A 17,297-nucleotide genomic window follows, 5' to 3' on the forward strand; every position below is an offset into this window, starting at 1 on the left:
GGCGACCATGAGGAGACCCCGACGATGGTGATCGTGCTGACCCCGGACGTCACAGCCGAGGAGATCGAGGCGATCGTTGAAGAGGTGGAATCCGTCGGTGGCAGCGCTTTCGTCAGCCGCGGGGTGAGCAGGACGATCATCGGGCTGATCGGCGACGTCGAACGGTTCGAGCTGCTGAACCTCAGCGGGCGCCCCGGAATCGTCCAGGTGACCAGGATTTCCGCGAAGTACAAGCTGGTCAGCCGCGAGCACCGGCCGGAAGGCCGTTCCACGGTCGAGGTCGGCGGGGTTTCGATCGGGCCGGACACGACGACCCTGGTCGCGGGGCCGTGTGCGGTGGAGACACCGGAGCAGACCCTGGAATCCGCGTGGATGGCGAAGGCCGCCGGAGCGACACTGCTCCGTGGTGGCGCGTTCAAGCCCAGGAGTTCGCCTTACGCGTTCCAGGGGCTCGGTGAGCGAGGGCTGAAGATTCTGGCGGACGTCCGCGCCGAGACCGGGCTGCCGGTGGTGACCGAGGTGGTGGCGCCCCATGACGTCGAAATGGTCGCCGAGTACGCCGACATGTTGCAGATCGGGACCCGGAACATGCAGAACTTCGGACTTCTGCAGGCGGTGGGCCGGGCCGGGAAACCGGTGCTGCTCAAGCGCGGAATGAACGCCACCATCGAGGAATGGCTGATGGCGGCGGAATACATCGCGCAGCGCGGATGCCTCGACATCGTGTTGTGCGAACGCGGTATCCGGACTTTCGAAACCGCCACTCGCAACACACTCGACGTTTCCGCGGTGCCCGTGGTCCAGCACCTTTCGCATCTGCCGGTGATGATCGATCCCTCGCATTCCGGCGGCCGCCGCGACCTGGTACTGCCGCTGAGCAGGGCCGCCATCGCGGTGGGGGCGGACGGCGTGCTCGTGGACGTGCACCCGCATCCCGAACAGGCGTTGTGTGACGGGCCGCAGGCCTTGATGGCCGACGATCTCCAGGAGCTTTCGCGGGCACTGGACGGTCTGGCGGTGTTGATGGGCAGGCGGCCCGCGGGCAGGCCACGGCGGCATCTCCGGGCCGGCTGATCTCCCCTCGTGCCGGGTCGCGCCATCCGGCAAGAGGGAAGATGCCGCGCCAGGTGGGTGCTGCGAATGTCGTAACAGTCGCATTATCTGCCGAGGAGGACACGATGTCAGCACCGTCGAGGGCAGCGCTCGCCGCCCGCGCTTCCGAGCTTGTCCCATTGCTCAAGAAGAACGCGCTGACGGCCGAAGAAAACCGCCGCCTGCCCGAAGACACGGTCAGTGCACTGCTGGACAACGGCATTCTCAAGATGCGCGTGCCGCACCGTTACGGCGGGTACGAGTCGGACATGAACACCGTCGTCGACGTGATCTCGGAGCTCGCCCGGGGTGACGGGTCCGCCGCGTGGACCGTCGCGGTGTGGTCGATCAGCTCGTGGATGGTCGGGCTGTTCCCGGACGAGGTCCAGGACGAGGTCTTCGCCGACCCGGATGTCCGGGTCAGCGGCATCCTCAGCCCCACCGCGGTCGGGGTGCCCGTCGACGGCGGCATCGTCCTCAACGGCAAGTGGTCGTTCAACACCGGTTCGCAGCAGAGCCAGTGGAACACCAACGCCGCCGTGCGGGCGACGCCGGACGGCGGTTTCGAGCCGATCATGGTGGCGATTCCCTTGTCGGAACTGCAGATCGTCGACGACTGGCACACGTCGGGCCTGCGCGGAACGGGCAGTGTCACCACGATCGCCCAGGACGTTTTCGTTCCGGAGTCCCGGATTCTGCCCATGGGCCCGGTGCTGCAGGGTCAGCACCGCTCGGTGCTGAACGCGGATTCCCAGCTGTACCGGTCCTTGTTCATGCCGACCGCGTGCACGACGGTCACCGCCGTGGCGCTGGGGCTGGCGAAGGCCGCGAAGGACGCGTTCTTCGAGCGTCTGCCCGACCGCAAGATCACCTACACCTCCTACGAGTCGCAGAAGGAAGCGCCGATCACGCATCTGCAGGTCGCCGAGGCGACCACGAAGATCGACGAAGCCGAGTTCCACGCCTACCGGGCGGCGGATCTGGTCGACACCAAGGGCGCGTCCGGTGCGGAGTGGACGCTCGAAGAGCGGGCGCGTGTCCGCCTCGACATGGGTGCGGTCTGCCTGCGCGCCAAGGAAGCCGTGGACATCCTCAACACGGCGAGCGGTGGTTCGTCGGTCTACAACAGCGTGCCGATCCAGCGGATCGAGCGGGACATCCAGACGGTGAACCTGCACGCGATCATGCACCCGAACACCAACCTCGAGCTCTACGGCCGGATCCTGTGCGGCCTTGAGCCCAACACCCATTACATCTGATCGAAGCCGGCCGATTTCACGATTCCACGGCGCCTTCTGAAATGCACTCCTGCGGGCAATCGAGGAGTATGGGACGCCTTTCGCGGACCATAGACTCGAATTGACCCGGTTGGTTTCAGTTCGGGAGGTTTCCGTGGAGTCGTGCGGCGTCGGGGTGCGAAGGTAATGCGGGTCCTGTTCACGACCATTCCGTTGTCGGGGCACTTTTTCCCGTTGGTTCCCCTGGCGTGGGCGTGCCGGCTCGCCGGTCACGAGGTGCTGGTCGCCACGGCCGAGAGCTTCGTCCCGACAGCGGCGCGGTCGGGTCTGCCGGTCGTGGCGTGTGGCGCCGCGGCCGACGGGCTGGACGCGGTGTTCGCTCAGGCCAGGGGACACGAACTGGCCGAGCGGCGGTACGCCCACGGTCAGGGGTTCGCCAGTGTCGCTTCCCAGGCCATGCCCGGGATGGCGGCGGTGGTGGATTCGTGGCGGCCGGACCTGGTGGTGAGCGAGCGGGCCGAACTCGCCGGCCCTTTCGCCGCCGCCGAGCGCGGAATCCCGTTCGTGGAACTGCATTGGGCGGTCGCCGAACTCGCCGAATACCGGGCCGCCGCGGTCGACGCGCTGGGTACGTTGCCGGTGGCCTCGGGTGTGCTCAACCCGTGGCCACCGAGCCTGCGCACGCCTTATTCAGCGGGCCACTGGAGCATGCGCAACGTCGATTACAACGGCGATGCGCGAGTACCGGCCTGGGCGTTGCGCGCGGCGGCGCGGCCGAGGGTCTGCGTCACCTTCGGCACCGTGTTGCCCCAGCTTTTCGTGGACGACGCTTTCGAACTCGTCGGGCCCGTGCTGGAATCCCTGGCCCGGCTCGACGTGGAGATCGTGGTCGCCGTGGACGAGAAGGTCGCGGCGGGCTGGCCCCGGTTACCCGACGCGGTCCGCCACGTGGGCAGGCTGCCCCTGTCGGAGGTGCTGCGGGCGTGCGACTTGGCGGTCCACCACGGCGGGCAGGGCACGACGCTGTCCGCGCTGGGGGCCGGTCTGCCCCAGGTCGTGCTGCCGGCGTTCGACGACCAGTTCGACAACGGGGCGGCGGTGGTCCGGGCCGGGGCCGGGATCTGCCTGCCACTGGCGGCGCTGACCCCGACGGCGGTCGGTGACCATTGTGGACGGTTGCTCGCGACGCCTCGCCACGCCGAGGCCGCCACCCGGGTGGCGGACGAGATCTTCGCGCAGCGCCGCCCGGCGGACGTCGTCACCGCGCTGACCCGGCTCGCCTCGGCTTTACGCGAAAGCACGCTCGAAGAAGTCGGTCAGCCGCCTTTGTGACAGATCTGGAGATACGGTGCAGGTGCGCGAGCTTTCCGTCGAAGGTGCTCTTGAATTCACGCCGAAGGTCTCTCAAGACGATCGAGGGCTCTTCGTTTCCCCTTTTCAGGAGACGTCCTTCGTGCGGGCGACCGGTCGCCGGCTGTTCACCGTGGCGCAGACCAATCACAGCAGGTCTCGCCGTGGCGTGGTCAGGGGTGTCCATTTCACCGTGACCCCACCGGGGTGCGCCAAGTACGTGTACTGCGCACAGGGTGCGGCCCTCGACATCGTGGTGGACATTCGCGTCGGCTCGCCGACGTTCGGCGCATGGGATGCCGTCGAGGTCGACTCTCGGCATTTCCGTTCGGTCTATTTCCCGGTGGGCGTCGGACATGCTTTCGTTTCTTATCGGGACGACACCGTGATGTCCTACATGATCTCCGGAGAGTACGTGCCGGAGAACGAGCTGGCGATTTCCGTGCTGGACCCCGCCCTCGATCTTCCGCTGCCCCAGGACATCGAGCCGATATTGTCCGAGCGGGACCAGGCGGCGATGACTCTCGACGAGGCCGAACGGCGGGGATTGCTCCCGCGATACGAGAAGTGCAAAGAAGCGGAAGCGGCGTTGTGGCTCTGACGCCTGTCACGCAATCGAAGAGATGTACGCGACCGCGAAGAGCCCATACTTAGTTCAGGATCCGGCAACCATGTGGGAGACACTGTGACCATCACCGACGACATGGCCATCATCGAGTGCACGGAGTGCCGGATCTGCGGTAACCGCACTCTGTTGCCGGTGCTCGATCTGGGAAACCAGGCACTGACCGGCATCTTCCCCCGGCCCGGTGAAGTCGTTCCTGTCGCGCCCTTGGAACTCGTGCGGTGCGACCCGAGCGGTTGCGGCCTTCTGCAGATGAAGCACACCGGCGACCTCTCGCTCATGTACGGGGAACACTACGGCTACCGCTCGAGTGTCCGCCCGTTCATGGTCAACCATCTGCGCCGGAAGGTCGACGTGCTCACCGGCCTCGTCGACCTGAAGAGTTCGGACCTGGTCCTCGACATCGGCAGCAACGACGCGACCCTGCTGCGGGGATATCCCGCCGGCGGCCCCACCCGGGTGGGCATCGACCCCACCGGTGAGAAGTGGCGCGAGTACTACCCCGACGACATTTCCTTGATCTCCGACTTCTTCACGAAAGCGGCCTTCACCGAACAGTACGGCGACCGCAAGGCCAAGATCGTCACGTCGATCGCGATGTTCTACGACCTGCCGGATCCGGTCGGGTTCATGGCCGACGTCCGCGACATCCTCGCCGACGACGGTGTCTGGATGATCGAGATGAGCTACGCGCTCCCGCTGCTCGAGATCCCCGCCTACGACGCCATTTGCCACGAGCACCTCGAGTACTACCGCCTGGCCCAGATCGAGTGGATGGCCGAACGCGTCGGGCTCACCGTGACGACGGCCGAGATCACCGACGTCAACGGCGGCAGCCTGTGCGTCACGCTGGTGAAGGACCCGTCCAAGCACAAGGTCGACACCGCCGCGATCAAGGTCATCCGCGGGCGTGAAGCCGAGCTCCAGCTGGACACCGACGCCCCGTACGAGACGTTCGCCCGCCGGGTCAGTGACCACCGCGACCAGGTGCGCGCATTCCTCGACGAGTCGCGGGCGGCCGGCAAGCTGACCGTCGGATACGGCGCGTCGACCAAGGGCAACGTGCTCCTTCAGTACTGCGGGATCACCACCGAAGACCTGCCCTGCATCGGCGAGGTCAGCGCGGAGAAGCACGGGGCCGTCACGCCCGGGTCCGGCATCCCGATCGTCTCCGAGGAGGACGCCAAGGCACTCCGCCCCGACCAGCTGCTGATCCTGCCGTGGGTCCACCGCGGCGGTTTCTTCGAGCGGGAGCAGGAATTCCTCGCGGGTGGCGGAAAGCTCGTCTTCCCGCTGCCGTCCGTGGGCTGACCCGGTTTCGTTCGCCCTGCCCGACCGGAGGAGGGAACTGAATGTCCACTTCGGCAAGCCGCGACGACGACTTCCTGGCATCGGCCCTGGTGAGGATCAGCCCGGAGACGCCCGATCCCGACATCTTCCTCAAAGAGCGGTACGAATCCTCTTTCTACCGCGTGGAGGAGGTCCCGCTGGAGAGTTTGACCGACTGGCGGGGCGGCGACCGGCTGATCCATTCTTCAGGGCGCTTCTTCACCATCGAGGGACTTTCCGTCCGGACCAACTTCGGGCCATCTGAACACTGGTGCCAGCCGATCATCGTGCAACCCGATATCGGGATATTGGGGATTCTGGTCAAACGGATCAACGGGGTGCTCCATTTCCTGATGCAGGTGAAAATGGAGCCGGGCAATACCAGCCTGGTCCAGTACGCGGCGACCGTGCAGGCCACCCAGAGCAACTACCAGCGGGTCCACGGGGGACGGTCCACGCCGTACCTCGAGTACTTCCTGAAACCCGGCCGAGGCCGCATCCTCGTGGACCGGCTGCTTTCCGAGCACGCGTCCTGGTATCTCCACAAACGGAACCGGAACATGATCGTGGAGGTCCCGCCGGACGAGGAAGTCCCGACAGGGGACGACTTCGCCTGGCTCACCCTGGGACAGCTGCGGCCTCAGCTCGCGCACGGGAACGTGAACATGAACGCCCGCACCGTGCTGGCCTGCGTCTCCTATGCGGCGGCCGGTGCCCCGCGGATCAACGCCGACCTGGGCGAGGAATTCCACGCTCAGGTCATCGCGTCGCACAGCGCGGGATGCTCGGACACCGACCTCTCCACGGAGATGACCTGGCTCATCGACCAGAAGGAGATCTTCACGCTGGACGCCCGGCGGATCGACCTGCCGGAAATGGACGAATGGATCTCCGACGGGCAGAGCATCAGGCATCGCGACGGCCGCTATTTCCGGATAATCGGGCTTTCCGTGGAAGCGACGAGCCGGGAGGTCGGCACCTGGTCGCAGCCGATGCTCGAACCGGTCCCCGGCAACCTGGTGGCGTTCCTCTGCCAGCGACGCGAGGGCGTGCTGCGTTTTCTGGTCCAGGCGATGGTTCAGCCCGGTCTGACGGACCGCCTCGAACTCGCCGCGACGATCCAGCTAGCGCCGGGCTACCAGCGAGGACCACAAGACCTTCCGCCGCTCGCGGAGTATCTCACCTCGCCCGTTTCCCAGATCCGGCTGGATTCCGTGCAATCGGAGGACGGCGGCAGGTTCCACCGCGCGGATACGAAACATCTGGTGATCGAACTTCCCGAAGGCCATCCCGTCGACGCGCCGGAAAACTATCGGTGGATGACACTCGGCATGCTCAACCGGCTCACGCATTCCGGCTATTACGTCAATGTCGAGGCGCGAAGCCTCATGGCCTGTCTCCTCTGATCCCGTTCCTCCGCCCAGTCCCGGAGAGCCATGGAACTGCTCCTGATCGGCCTGTCGCGCTTCGCCGAACGCCGGGTGCTGCCCGCCGCGTCGGCCATGGACGAGATCAAGGCGATAAGCATCGCGAGCGCGCATGCCGGCGTCGAGGCTGTCGGAGAACTCACGAAACCGGGCCGGGGATATACCGACTGGCGTACCGCCCTGCGAACCGAGAACCCTTGCCTGGTTTATGTTTCGCTGGCGAACAGCGAGCATGAGAGCGCCGTTCGGTATGCCCTCGAGCGAGGGCATCACGTGATCGTGGACAAGCCGGCCTTCCCGACCCTCGCCGCGGCCGAAGAAATGGTGTCCCTGGCTCAGTCCTCCTCTCGGGTGATCGCGGAAGCCACGTGCTATTCGTTCCACCCGATGTTTTCGGAAGCCAGGGCGCTGGTCGCGGAGCTCGGCACGGAGATCACCAAGGTCGTGGCGGTGTTCACCCCGCCCGTGCCGGCGGACGATTTCCGGCACGACCGCCGGAAGGGTGGAGGCGCCCTTCTCGACACCGGCCCGTATATGGCGTCACTGGGCAGAGTCCTGTGGGGTACGGAGCCTGAGCGGGTCGACGTACTCGTGGGCGATCGCACCGCCGACGGCCTGGAAACGTCCTACAGTGTGCTGGCGGGCTATCCGGGCGGGATGACGATCGTCGGGCAATTCGGGTTCACGACGAACTATCGCAACTCTCTGCTGCTGTTGGGGCGAGAGGTCGCCATCGAATTCGAGCGCCCCTTCTCGGCCCCGCCGGAAATGGCGGCCGAACTCCGGACCGATTCCCGCGGCGAGCGCGGCACCCGAACCCTGCGCCCTGCCGACAGCATGCGGGTATTCCTGTCCCGTGTCGTCGACGCGGTGAACGCGGGATCGAGGGAGTTCGACGCCCCGTTGCTCAGCGACGCCCGAACCCTCGATCGTCTCACCCAGGCAGCGAACTGAAGTCCGTGAAGGCCTCCTTGAGGGACTCTGAGTCCCTCAAGGAGGCCTTCACGGACTGATTCGTGGGACTTACTTGTCGCGGGGGGTGTTCTGGTAGGCGGCGAGCCGCCACCCGTCGGCCTGCCGGACCACGGTCCACGAGGCGCGGATCGCGTTGTGGTCGGCGACCTCGGATTCGCCCTTGAACAGCACACCACCCTGGGTCAGCAGCACCGCCGAGTCGGCGGACAGGAAACGCAGGTTGATCGGCGTCCCGGTCACCCGAGTGCCCTTGTAGCTGGTGGCGTAAGCCTCCTTGAGGAAGCTTCGGATCGCCTCACGGCTTTCGGCGAAGCTGCCGGCGAGGATCATCGTGGCGTCCTCGGTGAAGAGGTCGGCGAAGGCGTCGGCGTCGTGGTCGGCCCAGGCGGCGATGACCTTTTGGGTGAGCGCCGCGATGGCCCCCTTGTCCTCGTCGGTGACCTTGGCGGCTTCAGTGGTCGTCATGGCTTTCCCTTCGTGGACGGTCGCAGAGGTGGCCGGCAGCGGGAGGGACACCGGTCCTCGCATGAACCTGTTCCCACGATCCCAGCCCGGCGAAGCGGTGGCGTCTCTTTGTTTGCGGCGGCATTGAGGGCGCAGGAAGCAGGGCGCGGTCAGGAGATCCGTTTCGTCAGGTGCACGGTGACCTCGTCACCGATCTCCTTCCGGATGATCTTCCGGAACGGCTTGCGCAGCGGCAGCATGTGCACCCCGCCGCCGATCGGGAGCATGCTCGCCTCGTAGTCGAGACCGTCCACGGTGCCGGCGACCTTGACCGCCTTGCCGGTGCCGAAGAATTCGGCCGAGTCCGGCATGTTCACGCAGGGCCAGCCACTGTTGGCATCGGGAATGACCTCGGCCGTGAAGGTCACGTCGATCTCCTGCGCTGTCTTCTCGGGCATGATCCGGACCTTAACCGCGGCGGCGCTCCCGGACCGCCTTCCATGATGCCGAAATGGCGGCGACACTGCGGTCGACGTCCGCCTCGGTCGTGTTCCAGCCGGACACCGAGATACGCATGAGCCGTTGGCCGTGCCAGGTGGTCGCGCCCATCCAGCACTCACCGGAACGCTGCACGGCCTCGACGACGCGGTCCGTTTCATCACCGAAGCCGACGAGGACCTGATTCAGCACGACGTCGTTCACGACGGTGATGCCCTCGACTTCGCCGAGCTGATCGGCGAACCTCCGGGCCAGCGCACAGCATCGTTCGATCAGCTCGGCGATTCCGGTGCGCCCCAGCTGGCTGAGCGCCGCCCACGTCGCGAAACCCCGCGCTCGCCGGGAGGACTCCGGCACGAAGTCGCTCGGCGCCCGCAGGTCGCCGTCGCCATGGCCGGTCAGATAGGCGGCGGTGAAGGACATCGCGGCGGCGTGGGACTCGGGGTGGGCGCAGAAGGCGTAACCGCTGTCGTACGGGACGTTGAGCCACTTGTGCCCGTCGGCCGCCCACGAATCGGCCGTCTCCACCCCCGCGACCAGAGGACTACTTGCGGGGTTGGCGGCCGCCCAGAGCCCGAACGCGCCATCGACGTGCACCCACGCGCCGTGCTCGTGGGCGAGGGCGATCGCGGCCGCGAAGTTGTCGAAGGCACCACTGTTCACGTTCCCGGCCTGGAGGCAAACGATTGCGGGGCCGTCGAGAACCCGTTCGAGGTCGGCGACGTCGATGGCACCTTGCGCGTCGGCACGCACGGGTTCGACGGCGTCGGTGCCCAAGCCGAGCAAGCGCAGGGACCGGTCGATGGTGGCGTGGCGCTCTTCGCTCGCGACCACTCTGAGCGCGGGCGCCCCGTTCAGGCCGCGGCGCTCGACGTCCCATCCGGCCTTCGCCAGCATGTGGTGGCGGGCCGCGGCGAGCCCGACCGTGTTCGCGCCCTGTCCGCCGGTCACGAACCCGAAGGAAGCCGTGGACGGCAGGCCGAGGACGTCCTTCAGCCACTCCCCTGCCACGTCCTCCACCACGGCCGCGGCGGGCGCGGTGGTGTGGTTGAAGGCGCTCTGGTCCCAGCCGGTCGTCAGGATGTCGGCGGCCGTCGCCGCGTCGAGCGCGCCGCCGGTGACGAACCCGAAATACCTCGGCCCGGTGGTGGCCACCAGCGCGGGCTCGACGGCGCCGGCCAGCCGCCGGATCACGTCGGCCGCCGGGGTGGGCTTCTCGGGCAGGTCGCCGAGCGCTCCGCGGATGTCGGTGTCCTGGGGGAAGACCGGCAGCGAGTCCACCCGCTCGCGGTAGTCGGCCACGCGGGCCGCCGCGTCCGCCACCAGATCTCGGAAATCACTCACCAGTCGGCTCTCTTTCGATCGTCGCGAACCAGGCCGGAGCGCCGTTCTCGTCGTGGAACCGCGTCCGGACGCGCTCGTTGTCGATGGCTTTGATGCGCCAGCCTCCAGCGAAGGCGCTCTGGAGCGCTTCGCGGCTGACGGGGTGTGGCCCAGGGTTCTCGCCTTCGTCGCCGAAGCAGAGGAGATAGAGCGTTCCGCCGGTGACCGCCTTCAGACTCTCGACGTACTTCAGGCGCTCTGCGGTGTCGAAACTGTGGAAGAGGCCGCAGTCGAGCACCGTCTCGAACTTCGCCCCCAGGCGCTCCAGGTGGAGCGCGTCGGCCGTGGCGAACTCGGCCCCGAGCCCGCGTTCGAGGGCCTTCTGCCTTGCGCTCTTCAGCGCGGTCTCGGCGACGTCGACACCCAGGACGTCGAGACCCAGCGAAGCGAGATGAAGCGCGTTCTCGCCGGAGCCGCAGCCCGCGTCGAGCACCCGTCCGAGAAACTTCCCCGCCGCCCTGACGACCGCCGGCTGGGGGCCGCCGAAGTCCCACGGTGCAGGGCCTTCGTGGTACGACGCGTCCCAGGGCAGGCCCGTCATACGCTCGTGACTGGTTGGCTCACGGCCGTCGAACGGATCTTCGTTTCGCTCCGGCATGGTGACCCACCTTCCGCCGCAGGTACGCAACGCCATCGTGGCACGTGTGACCAGCGCGTCGTGTGAGCTTGGGAAACCTTGTTTGACCTGCTCCGGAATGCGCCGGTACCGTGTGGCGTTAGCACTCATGTCGGCTGAGTGCCAATGCACGAAGGAGCTGCAGTGCCCACCTACCAATACGCCTGCAAGGAATGCGAACACGGTTTCGAGGCCGTGCAGTCGTTCTCCGACGCGAGCTTGACCGTCTGCCCGCAGTGCTCAGGGCCGCTTCGCAAGGTCTTCAGCTCGGTCGGCGTGGTCTTCAAGGGCAGCGGTTTCTACCGCAACGATTCGCGTGACGCGAAGACCACCAGCACCACCGCGACCTCGGCCAAGACGGAGTCGAAGCCCGAAGCGAAGAGCGAGAAGAAGAGCGAATCGAGCTCGACATCCTCCTCCACGGGTACGACGAAAACGGCCGCGACCGCTTCCTGACCGTCCGAGTTGTCCACAACCCCCCGGTTATCCACAGCCGGGGGATTTTGTTCTTCCATGGGCTCCGCGCCCGCCCCTAGCGTCGAGGGAACCGACCCGATCGACGAGGGGGAATCCCGTGCTCCACGATCTGCCCGTCCTGCGAAGACTCCACGGCAGGCCGGCGCGGCTGCTCCGCCGCTGGCTCGCCCTGGCCCTCCTGCTCAGCGGCTGTATCGCGCTCTTCCTGCCCGCCTCCGCCCGCGGAGCGCCCGGCACCGCCACCGTCGTCTCCGCCCGTGATCTCCCGGCCGGGACGCTGCTCCGCGCCGGAGACCTCAAGCTCGTCGACGTCCCGGACGACGTCCGGCCGCACGGCGCCACCTCCCAGACCGGCTCGGTCGAGGGACGGTTGCTCGTCGGGGCCGCCCGGGCGGGTGAGGCACTGACCGATGTCCGGCTGGTGGGAGCGGCCATCCCCGGATCGGGTGATCCAGAAAGTTCAACTGTGCCGGTGAGGCTCGCCGACGCCGGGGTCGCCGAGCTGCTGCGGCCCGGGCATCGGGTCGACGTCGTCGCGGCGGCCGAAGCCGGGCGGGAGGCGTCCGTGCTGGCCAGCATGGCCGTCGTGGCGGCGGTCGGCGGACAGGGCACCGAGCAGGACACCGGGCCGAGGGGCGGCCGAACCGGGAGCAAGGGACCTTTGGTGCTGCTTTCCCTGCCGTCCGAAGTCGCGACACGGGTGGCGGCCACTTCGCTGGAACGTCCGGTAACGGTTACCCTCCGCTAGCTCGCGCCTGCCCCTGCGGCGGCGGGCGCCTGCGTCCCCCGGTACAGCGACACTGGGACGGTCGGCGAACCGTCCCCAAAGAGGAGAGCAACGTGCTCAAAGGTTTCAAAGACTTCCTGATGCGCGGGAACGTCGTCGACCTCGCGGTCGCGGTCGTCATCGGTGCGGCGTTCACGACGATCGTCACGGCCTTCACGAACGGCCTGATCAAGCCGCTGATCAGCGCGATCGGCGGCTCGGACGCCGCCAAGGGGCTGGGGTTCAACGTCCTCAGCGCGAACGACGCCACGTTCCTCGACTTCGGTGGCGTGATCAACGCGGCGATCAACTTCGTGATCGTCGCGGGCGTCGTCTACTTCGCGATCGTGCTGCCGGTCAAGCACATCCAGGAGCGGCGCAAGCGCGGCGAAGAGGCCGGCCCGACCGAGCCGACCGACGTCGAACTGCTCACCGAGATCCGCGACCTGCTGCGCGCGCAGCAGAACCGTCAGGGCTGATCAGCTCACCGGTCGTGGTGAGGCGGCCGGTTCTCCAGGTACCACGAGTCGGGTTCCGGGGTGCGCTGCCCCGGCTCCCGCTCGTCTGAAGTCGTGTCCGGGAGAACGTCGCCGAAGATCTCGTCGACCCGGCGTTTCGCCGCCGCCGACGGGCGCTTGTCCTGCTCTTCAGCTGACATGAAGTCGGTCTCAGGACTCTTCGAGCCCGGAGAGTTGGTCTATCACGTACGGCACGAGCGACGACAGGGTCGCCATGCCGTCGCGGACGGCCGCGCGCGAACCCGCGAGGTTGACGACCAGAGTGCTGCCGGAGACGCCGACGAGCCCGCGGGAGATCCCCGCGTCCACCGCGCCGGCGGCCAGACCGGACGCGCGCAGGGCTTCGCCGATGCCCGGGATCGGGCGGTCGAGCACGCCGGCCGTCGCGTCGGGTGTGCGATCGCGCGGGGACACCCCGGTGCCGCCGGTGGTGATCACGAGGTCGGCGCCACCGATCACGGCGGTGTTGAGCGCGTTGCGGATCGCGGCCGTCTCGGCCTCGACCACCACGACACCGTCGACGATGAATCCCGCTTCTTCGAGCAGCTCCGTGACCAGCGGTCCCGTGTTGTCGTCGTGTTCGCCGTGGGCGACACGGTCGTCCACGATGACCACCAGTGCGCGGCCCAGCCGTTGTGCGCTCCGTTCCATACGCACACCGTATCCGGTTTCGGCCGATCTTCGCCGCACGGTGTCGCGCGGCACGAGTTGTGACGATTCCCTGACGTGAGCGGCCGATCCGGGGCCGGCGGCGAAGATCGCCTTTAGCGTCGGAAACGTGCGAACACTGGTAACCGGCGGGGCCGGGTTCATCGGCTCCCACATCGCCGATCTGCTGTCCGACGAGGCCGACGAGGTCGTCGTCCTCGACAACCTGCTGCGCACCGCCCACGGTTCGCCGCACCCGCCCGGCTACACCGGCCGCCACCGGTTCCTGCGGGGCGACGTCACCGATACGGAGCTGGTCGCCGAGCTGCTGGACGGCGTCGACGCGGTCTGCCACCAGGCGGCCGTCGTCGGACACGGGATCGACCCGTCGGACGCGCCGTCGTACGCGCTGAACAACGACTACGGCACCGCCGTCCTGCTTGCCGCGATGCACCGGGCCGAGGTGCGGAAGCTGGTGCTCGCCTCGTCGATGGTCGTCTACGGCGAAGGTCGCTACGAGTGCCCTGAACACGGGATCGTCGCGCCGTCGCCACGGAAGCGGTCCGATGTGGACGCCGGCCGGTTCGAACCCGCGTGCGCGGTCTGCGGCGCCGGGCTCGGCTGGCGGCTCGTCCCCGAAGACGCACCACTTCAGCCTCGAAGCACCTACGCCGCCACCAAGCTCGCTCAGGAGCATCTGGCGGCCGCGTGGGCCCGCCAGACCGGCGGCACGGTCTGGGCCCTGCGCTATCACAACGTCTACGGCCCCCGGATGCCGCAGAACACCCCGTACGCCGGGGTCGCGTCGCTGTTCCGCTCGTCCCTGTTGCGCGGTGAGGCGCCGACGGTGCTGGAGGACGGCGGGCAGCAGCGCGACTTCGTCCACGTGCACGACGTCGCGAGGGCGAACGTCCTGGCGCTTCGCACCGAAGGTCCCGAAGCCGACCTCGTGCCACTCAACATCTGCTCCGGGCACCCGCACACCGTCGGCGACCTCGCGGAGGAACTCGCCAAGGCCTGCGACGGACCGGCGCCGCGCATCGTCGGCGGCGCGAGGCCCGCGGACGTCCGGCACGTCGTCGCCGATCCCGCCCGCGCCGAACGGCTGCTCGGGTTCACCGCGAAGACCGGTTTCGCCGAAGGCATCGCCGGGTTCGCCACCGCTGAACTGCGGGAACCGGTCGGTCTCTGAAACCGGGAACAGACGGTGCCCCAAGGTGGTTGTGGTTCGCGGAATCAGCGGAGCGAACTTGGGGGTTTTGTGGGCATCACCGTCGGAGACATCGAGATCGAAGCGCTCGGCGACGGCCTGATCAGGCTGCCGCTCGCGTTCTTCCCCGGTCTCGACCCCGAAGCCCACCCGGACGTCCTCGACGAAGACGGCACGGTGCACGTCCCGACCGGCGCGTACCTGATCCGCGGCAACGGCCGCACGATCCTCGTCGACACCGGGCTCGGCCCGCGCGAGTTCGCGTTCCCCAAGGGGATGACGCCGGCCAAGGGCGACCCCACGCCGCCGATGGGCACGGGCGGGGACCTCGCGGCCGCGCTGGACAAGGCCGGCTGCCCGGTCGGCGAGATCGACACGGTCTTCCTCACCCACCTCCACAACGACCACATCGGCTGGATCGCCCCCGAAGGCGAGCTGACCTTCCCGGGCGCGCAGGTCGTCTTCGGGCAGCTCGACTGGGAGGCGCTGATCGAGCCGGCCGGGACGGGCGAATGGGGCCGCGTCGGCATGGAGACCGCCCGCGGCGCTGGCCTGACCGAGGCCATCAGCGGCGACGACGTCCCGATCGCGCCCGGGATCGTGGCGCGGCACGCACCCGGGCACACGCCGGGCCACTACGTCCTCGACATCATCGCCGACGACGAGCGTCTGCTCCTGCTCGGCGACGTCCTGCATACGCCCGCCCAGCTGACGGACTCCGCGATCAGCTTCCTCGGCGATATCGACCCGGACCTCGCGCTGGCGACCCGGCGGCGTTTCCTCGCCGAAGCCGAGGAGACCGGCGCCGTCATCGCCCCCGCGCATTTCCCCGATCTGGGCTTCCTGCGCCTCTGATCCCCCCGCGTTTCGTCCTCTAGTTGCGGTAGTTGCACGTGCAAGGACCGCAACTAGAGGACGAAACGCGCCAAGTACAGGAGCAGGGTCAGGGCATGGCGAGTGGCAGGCGGACTTCGAACCGGCAGCCGGGACCGTGGTTGCGGACACCGATCCGGCCGCGATGGGCCTCGACGAGCCCCTTCGCGATCGCCAGCCCGAGTCCGCCGCCGCTCGCCAGTCCGCCGCGTTCGGGTGTCCGCGCCTGCGTCCCGCGGAACGCGACGTCGAAGACCCGCCCGATCTCTTCGTCGGGGATCCCGCCACAGCCGTCGGAGACGGCCAGGAGCGCTTCGCCGCCTTCGATGCCGATCTGGACCGCGACCGTCCCGTCCGGCGGCGTATGCCGGACGGCGTTGGACACCAGGTTGCGCACGATCCGCGCCAGCTCGGGGTCGCTCCCGGAGACGACCGGGAGCGAGTCGGCGTTCTCGACCATCCGCACACGTTTCTGCTCGGCGAGCGGGGCTTGCGCGGCGACGGCGTCGCTCACGACGTCGCGCAGCGGAACGGACGCCATGGTCAGTTCCAGCGCGCCCGCGGTGATCCGCGACAGCTCGAAGAGGTCGCCGACCATGCCGGACAGCCGCGTGGTCTCACCGCTGATCCGCCGGGCGTAGTCCGCGACCTCGCCGGAATCGGCGACGACGCCGTCCGCGACCGCCTCGGCCATCGCCTGGATCCCGGCCAGCGGGCTGCGCAGGTCGTGGCTGATCCACGCGACCAGTTCGCGCCGCGACGCCTCCGCCGCGCGCTCCCGCTCCCGTGCTTCCCGCTCCCACACGCTGCGACGCGCGATCGCGCGGCCGAGAACGAGCGCCGCCGGCACGGTCACCAGCGCGACCAGCAGACAGACGAGCGTCATCGTGGTCAGCGCGGGGGTGAACATGAACCCGCTGATCCCGAGCACCGCGATCAGCGTCGCGAGCGCCGGGATCAGCACCAGGATCGTCATCGTGCTGGCCAGCGAACCGCGCCTGAGCACGTACAACGCCAGGCCGCCGAGCAGCACGACCGGCAGGGCGAACATCAGCGCGAACGGCAGGATGTGCCAGGCGTGCGCCAGCATCTCGCCGAGCGACTCACCGGAGCCGATCACGGCCGCACCGGGTCGTACCGGTAGCCGACGCCCCAGACGGTGGCGACGCGGACGGGTTTGGCCGGTTCCCTCTCGATCTTCTCCCGCAACCGTCTCACGTGGACGGTCACGGTGGACTGGTCACCGAAGTCCCAGCCCCAGACCTTCTCCAGCAGGTCGTTGCGCGAGAACGCCGTGCCCGGATGGGCGAGGAAGAACGCGAGCAGGTCGAATTCCCTGCTGGTCAAGGGAAGTTCGACGCCGTCGAGAGTGCCCTGCCGGGCGTTCATCTGCAGCCGGAGTCCCCCGTCGGAGAGTTCGAGCGCGGCCGGTTCCGGCCGCGGCATCCTCGCCCGGCGCAGCACCGACGCCACGCGCAGGGCGAGTTCCTTGGGGCTGAAGGGTTTCGTGACGTAGTCGTCGGCGCCGAGCTGGAGTCCGGCGATCCGGTTCTCCTCCTCGCCGAGCGCGGTCAGCATGACGACCGGGACCTGGCTGACCTGCCGCAGCCGGCGGCAGACCTCGAGCCCGTTGAGCCCCGGCATCATCACGTCGAGCACCACGAGGTCCGGCGCGGTCGTCGAGAACAGCCGCAGCCCTTCGGTGCCGTCCCCGGCGACGTCGACGTCGAACCCCGCCACCTCCAGATACCGCCGGACGACGTCACGGACGGTCTCGTCGTCGTCGACCACGAGGACCCGGCCCTGCTCGGTCATGCCACACCTCACG

The 17,297-nt window shown here is 68.1% G+C and carries 20 protein-coding genes; 12 read left to right on the forward strand and 8 right to left on the reverse strand.

The window, feature by feature from the left end; translation table 11 throughout:
• Positions 1-24: 24 nt before the first annotated feature.
• From aroF to ACLJRL_RS07725, 7 genes are all read left to right on the forward strand, one after another.
• Positions 25-1,074, forward strand: coding sequence for a 3-deoxy-7-phosphoheptulonate synthase (gene aroF, locus ACLJRL_RS07695; RefSeq protein ID WP_410655368.1), 1,050 nt, complete (start codon positions 25-27; stop codon positions 1,072-1,074).
• 104 nt (positions 1,075-1,178) lie between these two features.
• Entirely contained in the window at positions 1,179-2,351 is a 1,173-nt protein-coding gene (locus tag ACLJRL_RS07700; protein ID WP_410655369.1) for an acyl-CoA dehydrogenase family protein, read from the forward strand.
• A gap of 165 nt (positions 2,352-2,516) precedes the next feature.
• Positions 2,517-3,662: a nucleotide disphospho-sugar-binding domain-containing protein gene (locus tag ACLJRL_RS07705; protein WP_410655370.1), complete on the forward strand. Its 1,146-nt coding sequence runs from the start codon at positions 2,517-2,519 to the stop codon at positions 3,660-3,662.
• A 16-nt stretch (positions 3,663-3,678) separates the two neighbouring features.
• A complete protein-coding gene (locus ACLJRL_RS07710) occupies positions 3,679-4,281 on the forward strand; it encodes a dTDP-4-dehydrorhamnose 3,5-epimerase family protein (RefSeq protein ID WP_410655371.1) in 603 nt (200 codons plus the stop codon).
• Between the two features lie 84 nt (positions 4,282-4,365).
• The gene (locus tag ACLJRL_RS07715) at positions 4,366-5,616 is read left to right on the forward strand and encodes a class I SAM-dependent methyltransferase (RefSeq protein WP_410655372.1); all 1,251 of its coding nucleotides are present in this window, start codon (positions 4,366-4,368) and stop codon (positions 5,614-5,616) included.
• 41 nt (positions 5,617-5,657) lie between these two features.
• Positions 5,658-7,040, forward strand: coding sequence for an NDP-hexose 2,3-dehydratase family protein (locus ACLJRL_RS07720; RefSeq protein ID WP_410655373.1), 1,383 nt, complete (start codon positions 5,658-5,660; stop codon positions 7,038-7,040).
• Between the two features lie 30 nt (positions 7,041-7,070).
• Positions 7,071-8,015, forward strand: coding sequence for a Gfo/Idh/MocA family protein (locus ACLJRL_RS07725; RefSeq protein WP_410655374.1), 945 nt, complete (start codon positions 7,071-7,073; stop codon positions 8,013-8,015).
• A 69-nt stretch (positions 8,016-8,084) separates the two neighbouring features.
• Here the strand turns inward: ACLJRL_RS07725 and ACLJRL_RS07730 are convergent, their stop codons facing one another.
• The 4 genes from ACLJRL_RS07730 to ACLJRL_RS07745 form a co-directional block, all read right to left on the reverse strand.
• Positions 8,085-8,501 carry an SgcJ/EcaC family oxidoreductase gene (locus ACLJRL_RS07730; protein WP_410655375.1) on the reverse strand — a complete coding sequence of 139 codons (417 nt, stop codon included), beginning with the start codon at positions 8,499-8,501 and terminating at the stop codon, positions 8,085-8,087.
• Between the two features lie 149 nt (positions 8,502-8,650).
• Positions 8,651-8,938 (reverse strand): DUF1905 domain-containing protein, encoded by a 288-nt coding sequence (locus ACLJRL_RS07735; protein ID WP_410655376.1) that lies wholly within the window; start codon positions 8,936-8,938, stop codon positions 8,651-8,653.
• Positions 8,939-8,948: 10 nt separating this feature from the next.
• Entirely contained in the window at positions 8,949-10,322 is a 1,374-nt protein-coding gene (locus ACLJRL_RS07740; protein ID WP_410655377.1) for a pyridoxal phosphate-dependent decarboxylase family protein, read from the reverse strand.
• Complete coding sequence (locus ACLJRL_RS07745; protein ID WP_410655378.1) at positions 10,315-10,995, reverse strand: class I SAM-dependent methyltransferase; 681 nt, start codon at positions 10,993-10,995, stop codon at positions 10,315-10,317. Before ACLJRL_RS07745 ends, ACLJRL_RS07740 begins: the two co-directional genes overlap by 8 nt.
• 126 nt (positions 10,996-11,121) lie before the next feature.
• Here ACLJRL_RS07745 and ACLJRL_RS07750 point away from each other — a divergent pair, with 126 nt between their 5' ends.
• The 3 genes from ACLJRL_RS07750 to mscL all read left to right on the forward strand — a co-directional run bounded on the left by ACLJRL_RS07750 (position 11,122) and on the right by mscL (position 12,699).
• Complete coding sequence (locus tag ACLJRL_RS07750) at positions 11,122-11,433, forward strand: FmdB family zinc ribbon protein (RefSeq protein ID WP_410655379.1); 312 nt, start codon at positions 11,122-11,124, stop codon at positions 11,431-11,433.
• A gap of 118 nt (positions 11,434-11,551) precedes the next feature.
• A complete protein-coding gene (locus ACLJRL_RS07755; RefSeq protein ID WP_410655380.1) occupies positions 11,552-12,202 on the forward strand; it encodes an SAF domain-containing protein in 651 nt (216 codons plus the stop codon).
• A gap of 92 nt (positions 12,203-12,294) precedes the next feature.
• Positions 12,295-12,699, forward strand: coding sequence for a large-conductance mechanosensitive channel protein MscL (gene mscL / locus ACLJRL_RS07760; protein ID WP_410655381.1), 405 nt, complete (start codon positions 12,295-12,297; stop codon positions 12,697-12,699).
• A gap of 5 nt (positions 12,700-12,704) precedes the next feature.
• Here mscL and ACLJRL_RS07765 read toward each other — a convergent pair whose 3' ends face one another.
• Complete coding sequence (locus ACLJRL_RS07765; RefSeq protein WP_410655382.1) at positions 12,705-12,878, reverse strand: hypothetical protein; 174 nt, start codon at positions 12,876-12,878, stop codon at positions 12,705-12,707.
• A 10-nt stretch (positions 12,879-12,888) separates the two neighbouring features.
• Complete coding sequence (locus ACLJRL_RS07770; RefSeq protein WP_410655383.1) at positions 12,889-13,389, reverse strand: molybdenum cofactor biosynthesis protein B; 501 nt, start codon at positions 13,387-13,389, stop codon at positions 12,889-12,891.
• Positions 13,390-13,516: 127 nt separating this feature from the next.
• On the opposite strand from ACLJRL_RS07770, the gene ACLJRL_RS07775 reads away from it, so the two are divergent.
• Positions 13,517-14,578: an NAD-dependent epimerase/dehydratase family protein gene (locus ACLJRL_RS07775; protein ID WP_410655384.1), complete on the forward strand. Its 1,062-nt coding sequence runs from the start codon at positions 13,517-13,519 to the stop codon at positions 14,576-14,578.
• A 69-nt stretch (positions 14,579-14,647) separates the two neighbouring features.
• On the forward strand, positions 14,648-15,451 hold the full coding sequence (locus tag ACLJRL_RS07780; protein ID WP_410655385.1) for an MBL fold metallo-hydrolase: 804 nt from the start codon (positions 14,648-14,650) through the stop codon (positions 15,449-15,451).
• An 88-nt stretch (positions 15,452-15,539) separates the two neighbouring features.
• Here ACLJRL_RS07780 and ACLJRL_RS07785 read toward each other — a convergent pair whose 3' ends face one another.
• Together ACLJRL_RS07785 and ACLJRL_RS07790 are read right to left on the reverse strand one after the other, a co-directional pair.
• Complete coding sequence (locus ACLJRL_RS07785) at positions 15,540-16,589, reverse strand: sensor histidine kinase (protein ID WP_410655386.1); 1,050 nt, start codon at positions 16,587-16,589, stop codon at positions 15,540-15,542.
• Complete coding sequence (locus ACLJRL_RS07790; protein WP_410655387.1) at positions 16,586-17,284, reverse strand: response regulator transcription factor; 699 nt, start codon at positions 17,282-17,284, stop codon at positions 16,586-16,588. The genes ACLJRL_RS07785 and ACLJRL_RS07790 overlap by 4 nt, the downstream gene beginning before the upstream one ends.
• Positions 17,285-17,297 lie beyond the last annotated feature (13 nt).

This window comes from Amycolatopsis sp. lyj-112 (genome assembly GCF_046549055.1).
Taxonomy (GTDB): domain Bacteria; phylum Actinomycetota; class Actinomycetes; order Mycobacteriales; family Pseudonocardiaceae; genus Amycolatopsis.

Bases quoted from the DNA above. Each gene is read 5' to 3' on its own strand.
- aroF (WP_410655368.1), top strand. From the start codon at position 25: ATGGTGATCGTGCTGACCCCGGACGTCACAGCCGAGGAGATCGAGGCG.
- ACLJRL_RS07700 (WP_410655369.1), top strand. From the start codon at position 1,179: ATGTCAGCACCGTCGAGGGCAGCGCTCGCCGCCCGCGCTTCCGAGCTT.
- ACLJRL_RS07705 (WP_410655370.1), top strand. From the start codon at position 2,517: ATGCGGGTCCTGTTCACGACCATTCCGTTGTCGGGGCACTTTTTCCCG.
- ACLJRL_RS07720 (WP_410655373.1), top strand. From the start codon at position 5,658: ATGTCCACTTCGGCAAGCCGCGACGACGACTTCCTGGCATCGGCCCTG.
- ACLJRL_RS07725 (WP_410655374.1), top strand. From the start codon at position 7,071: ATGGAACTGCTCCTGATCGGCCTGTCGCGCTTCGCCGAACGCCGGGTG.
- ACLJRL_RS07730 (WP_410655375.1), bottom strand. From the start codon at position 8,501: ATGACGACCACTGAAGCCGCCAAGGTCACCGACGAGGACAAGGGGGCC.
- ACLJRL_RS07735 (WP_410655376.1), bottom strand. From the start codon at position 8,938: ATGCCCGAGAAGACAGCGCAGGAGATCGACGTGACCTTCACGGCCGAG.
- ACLJRL_RS07745 (WP_410655378.1), bottom strand. From the start codon at position 10,995: ATGGCGTTGCGTACCTGCGGCGGAAGGTGGGTCACCATGCCGGAGCGA.
- ACLJRL_RS07765 (WP_410655382.1), bottom strand. From the start codon at position 12,878: ATGTCAGCTGAAGAGCAGGACAAGCGCCCGTCGGCGGCGGCGAAACGC.
- ACLJRL_RS07770 (WP_410655383.1), bottom strand. From the start codon at position 13,389: ATGGAACGGAGCGCACAACGGCTGGGCCGCGCACTGGTGGTCATCGTG.
- ACLJRL_RS07790 (WP_410655387.1), bottom strand. From the start codon at position 17,284: ATGACCGAGCAGGGCCGGGTCCTCGTGGTCGACGACGACGAGACCGTC.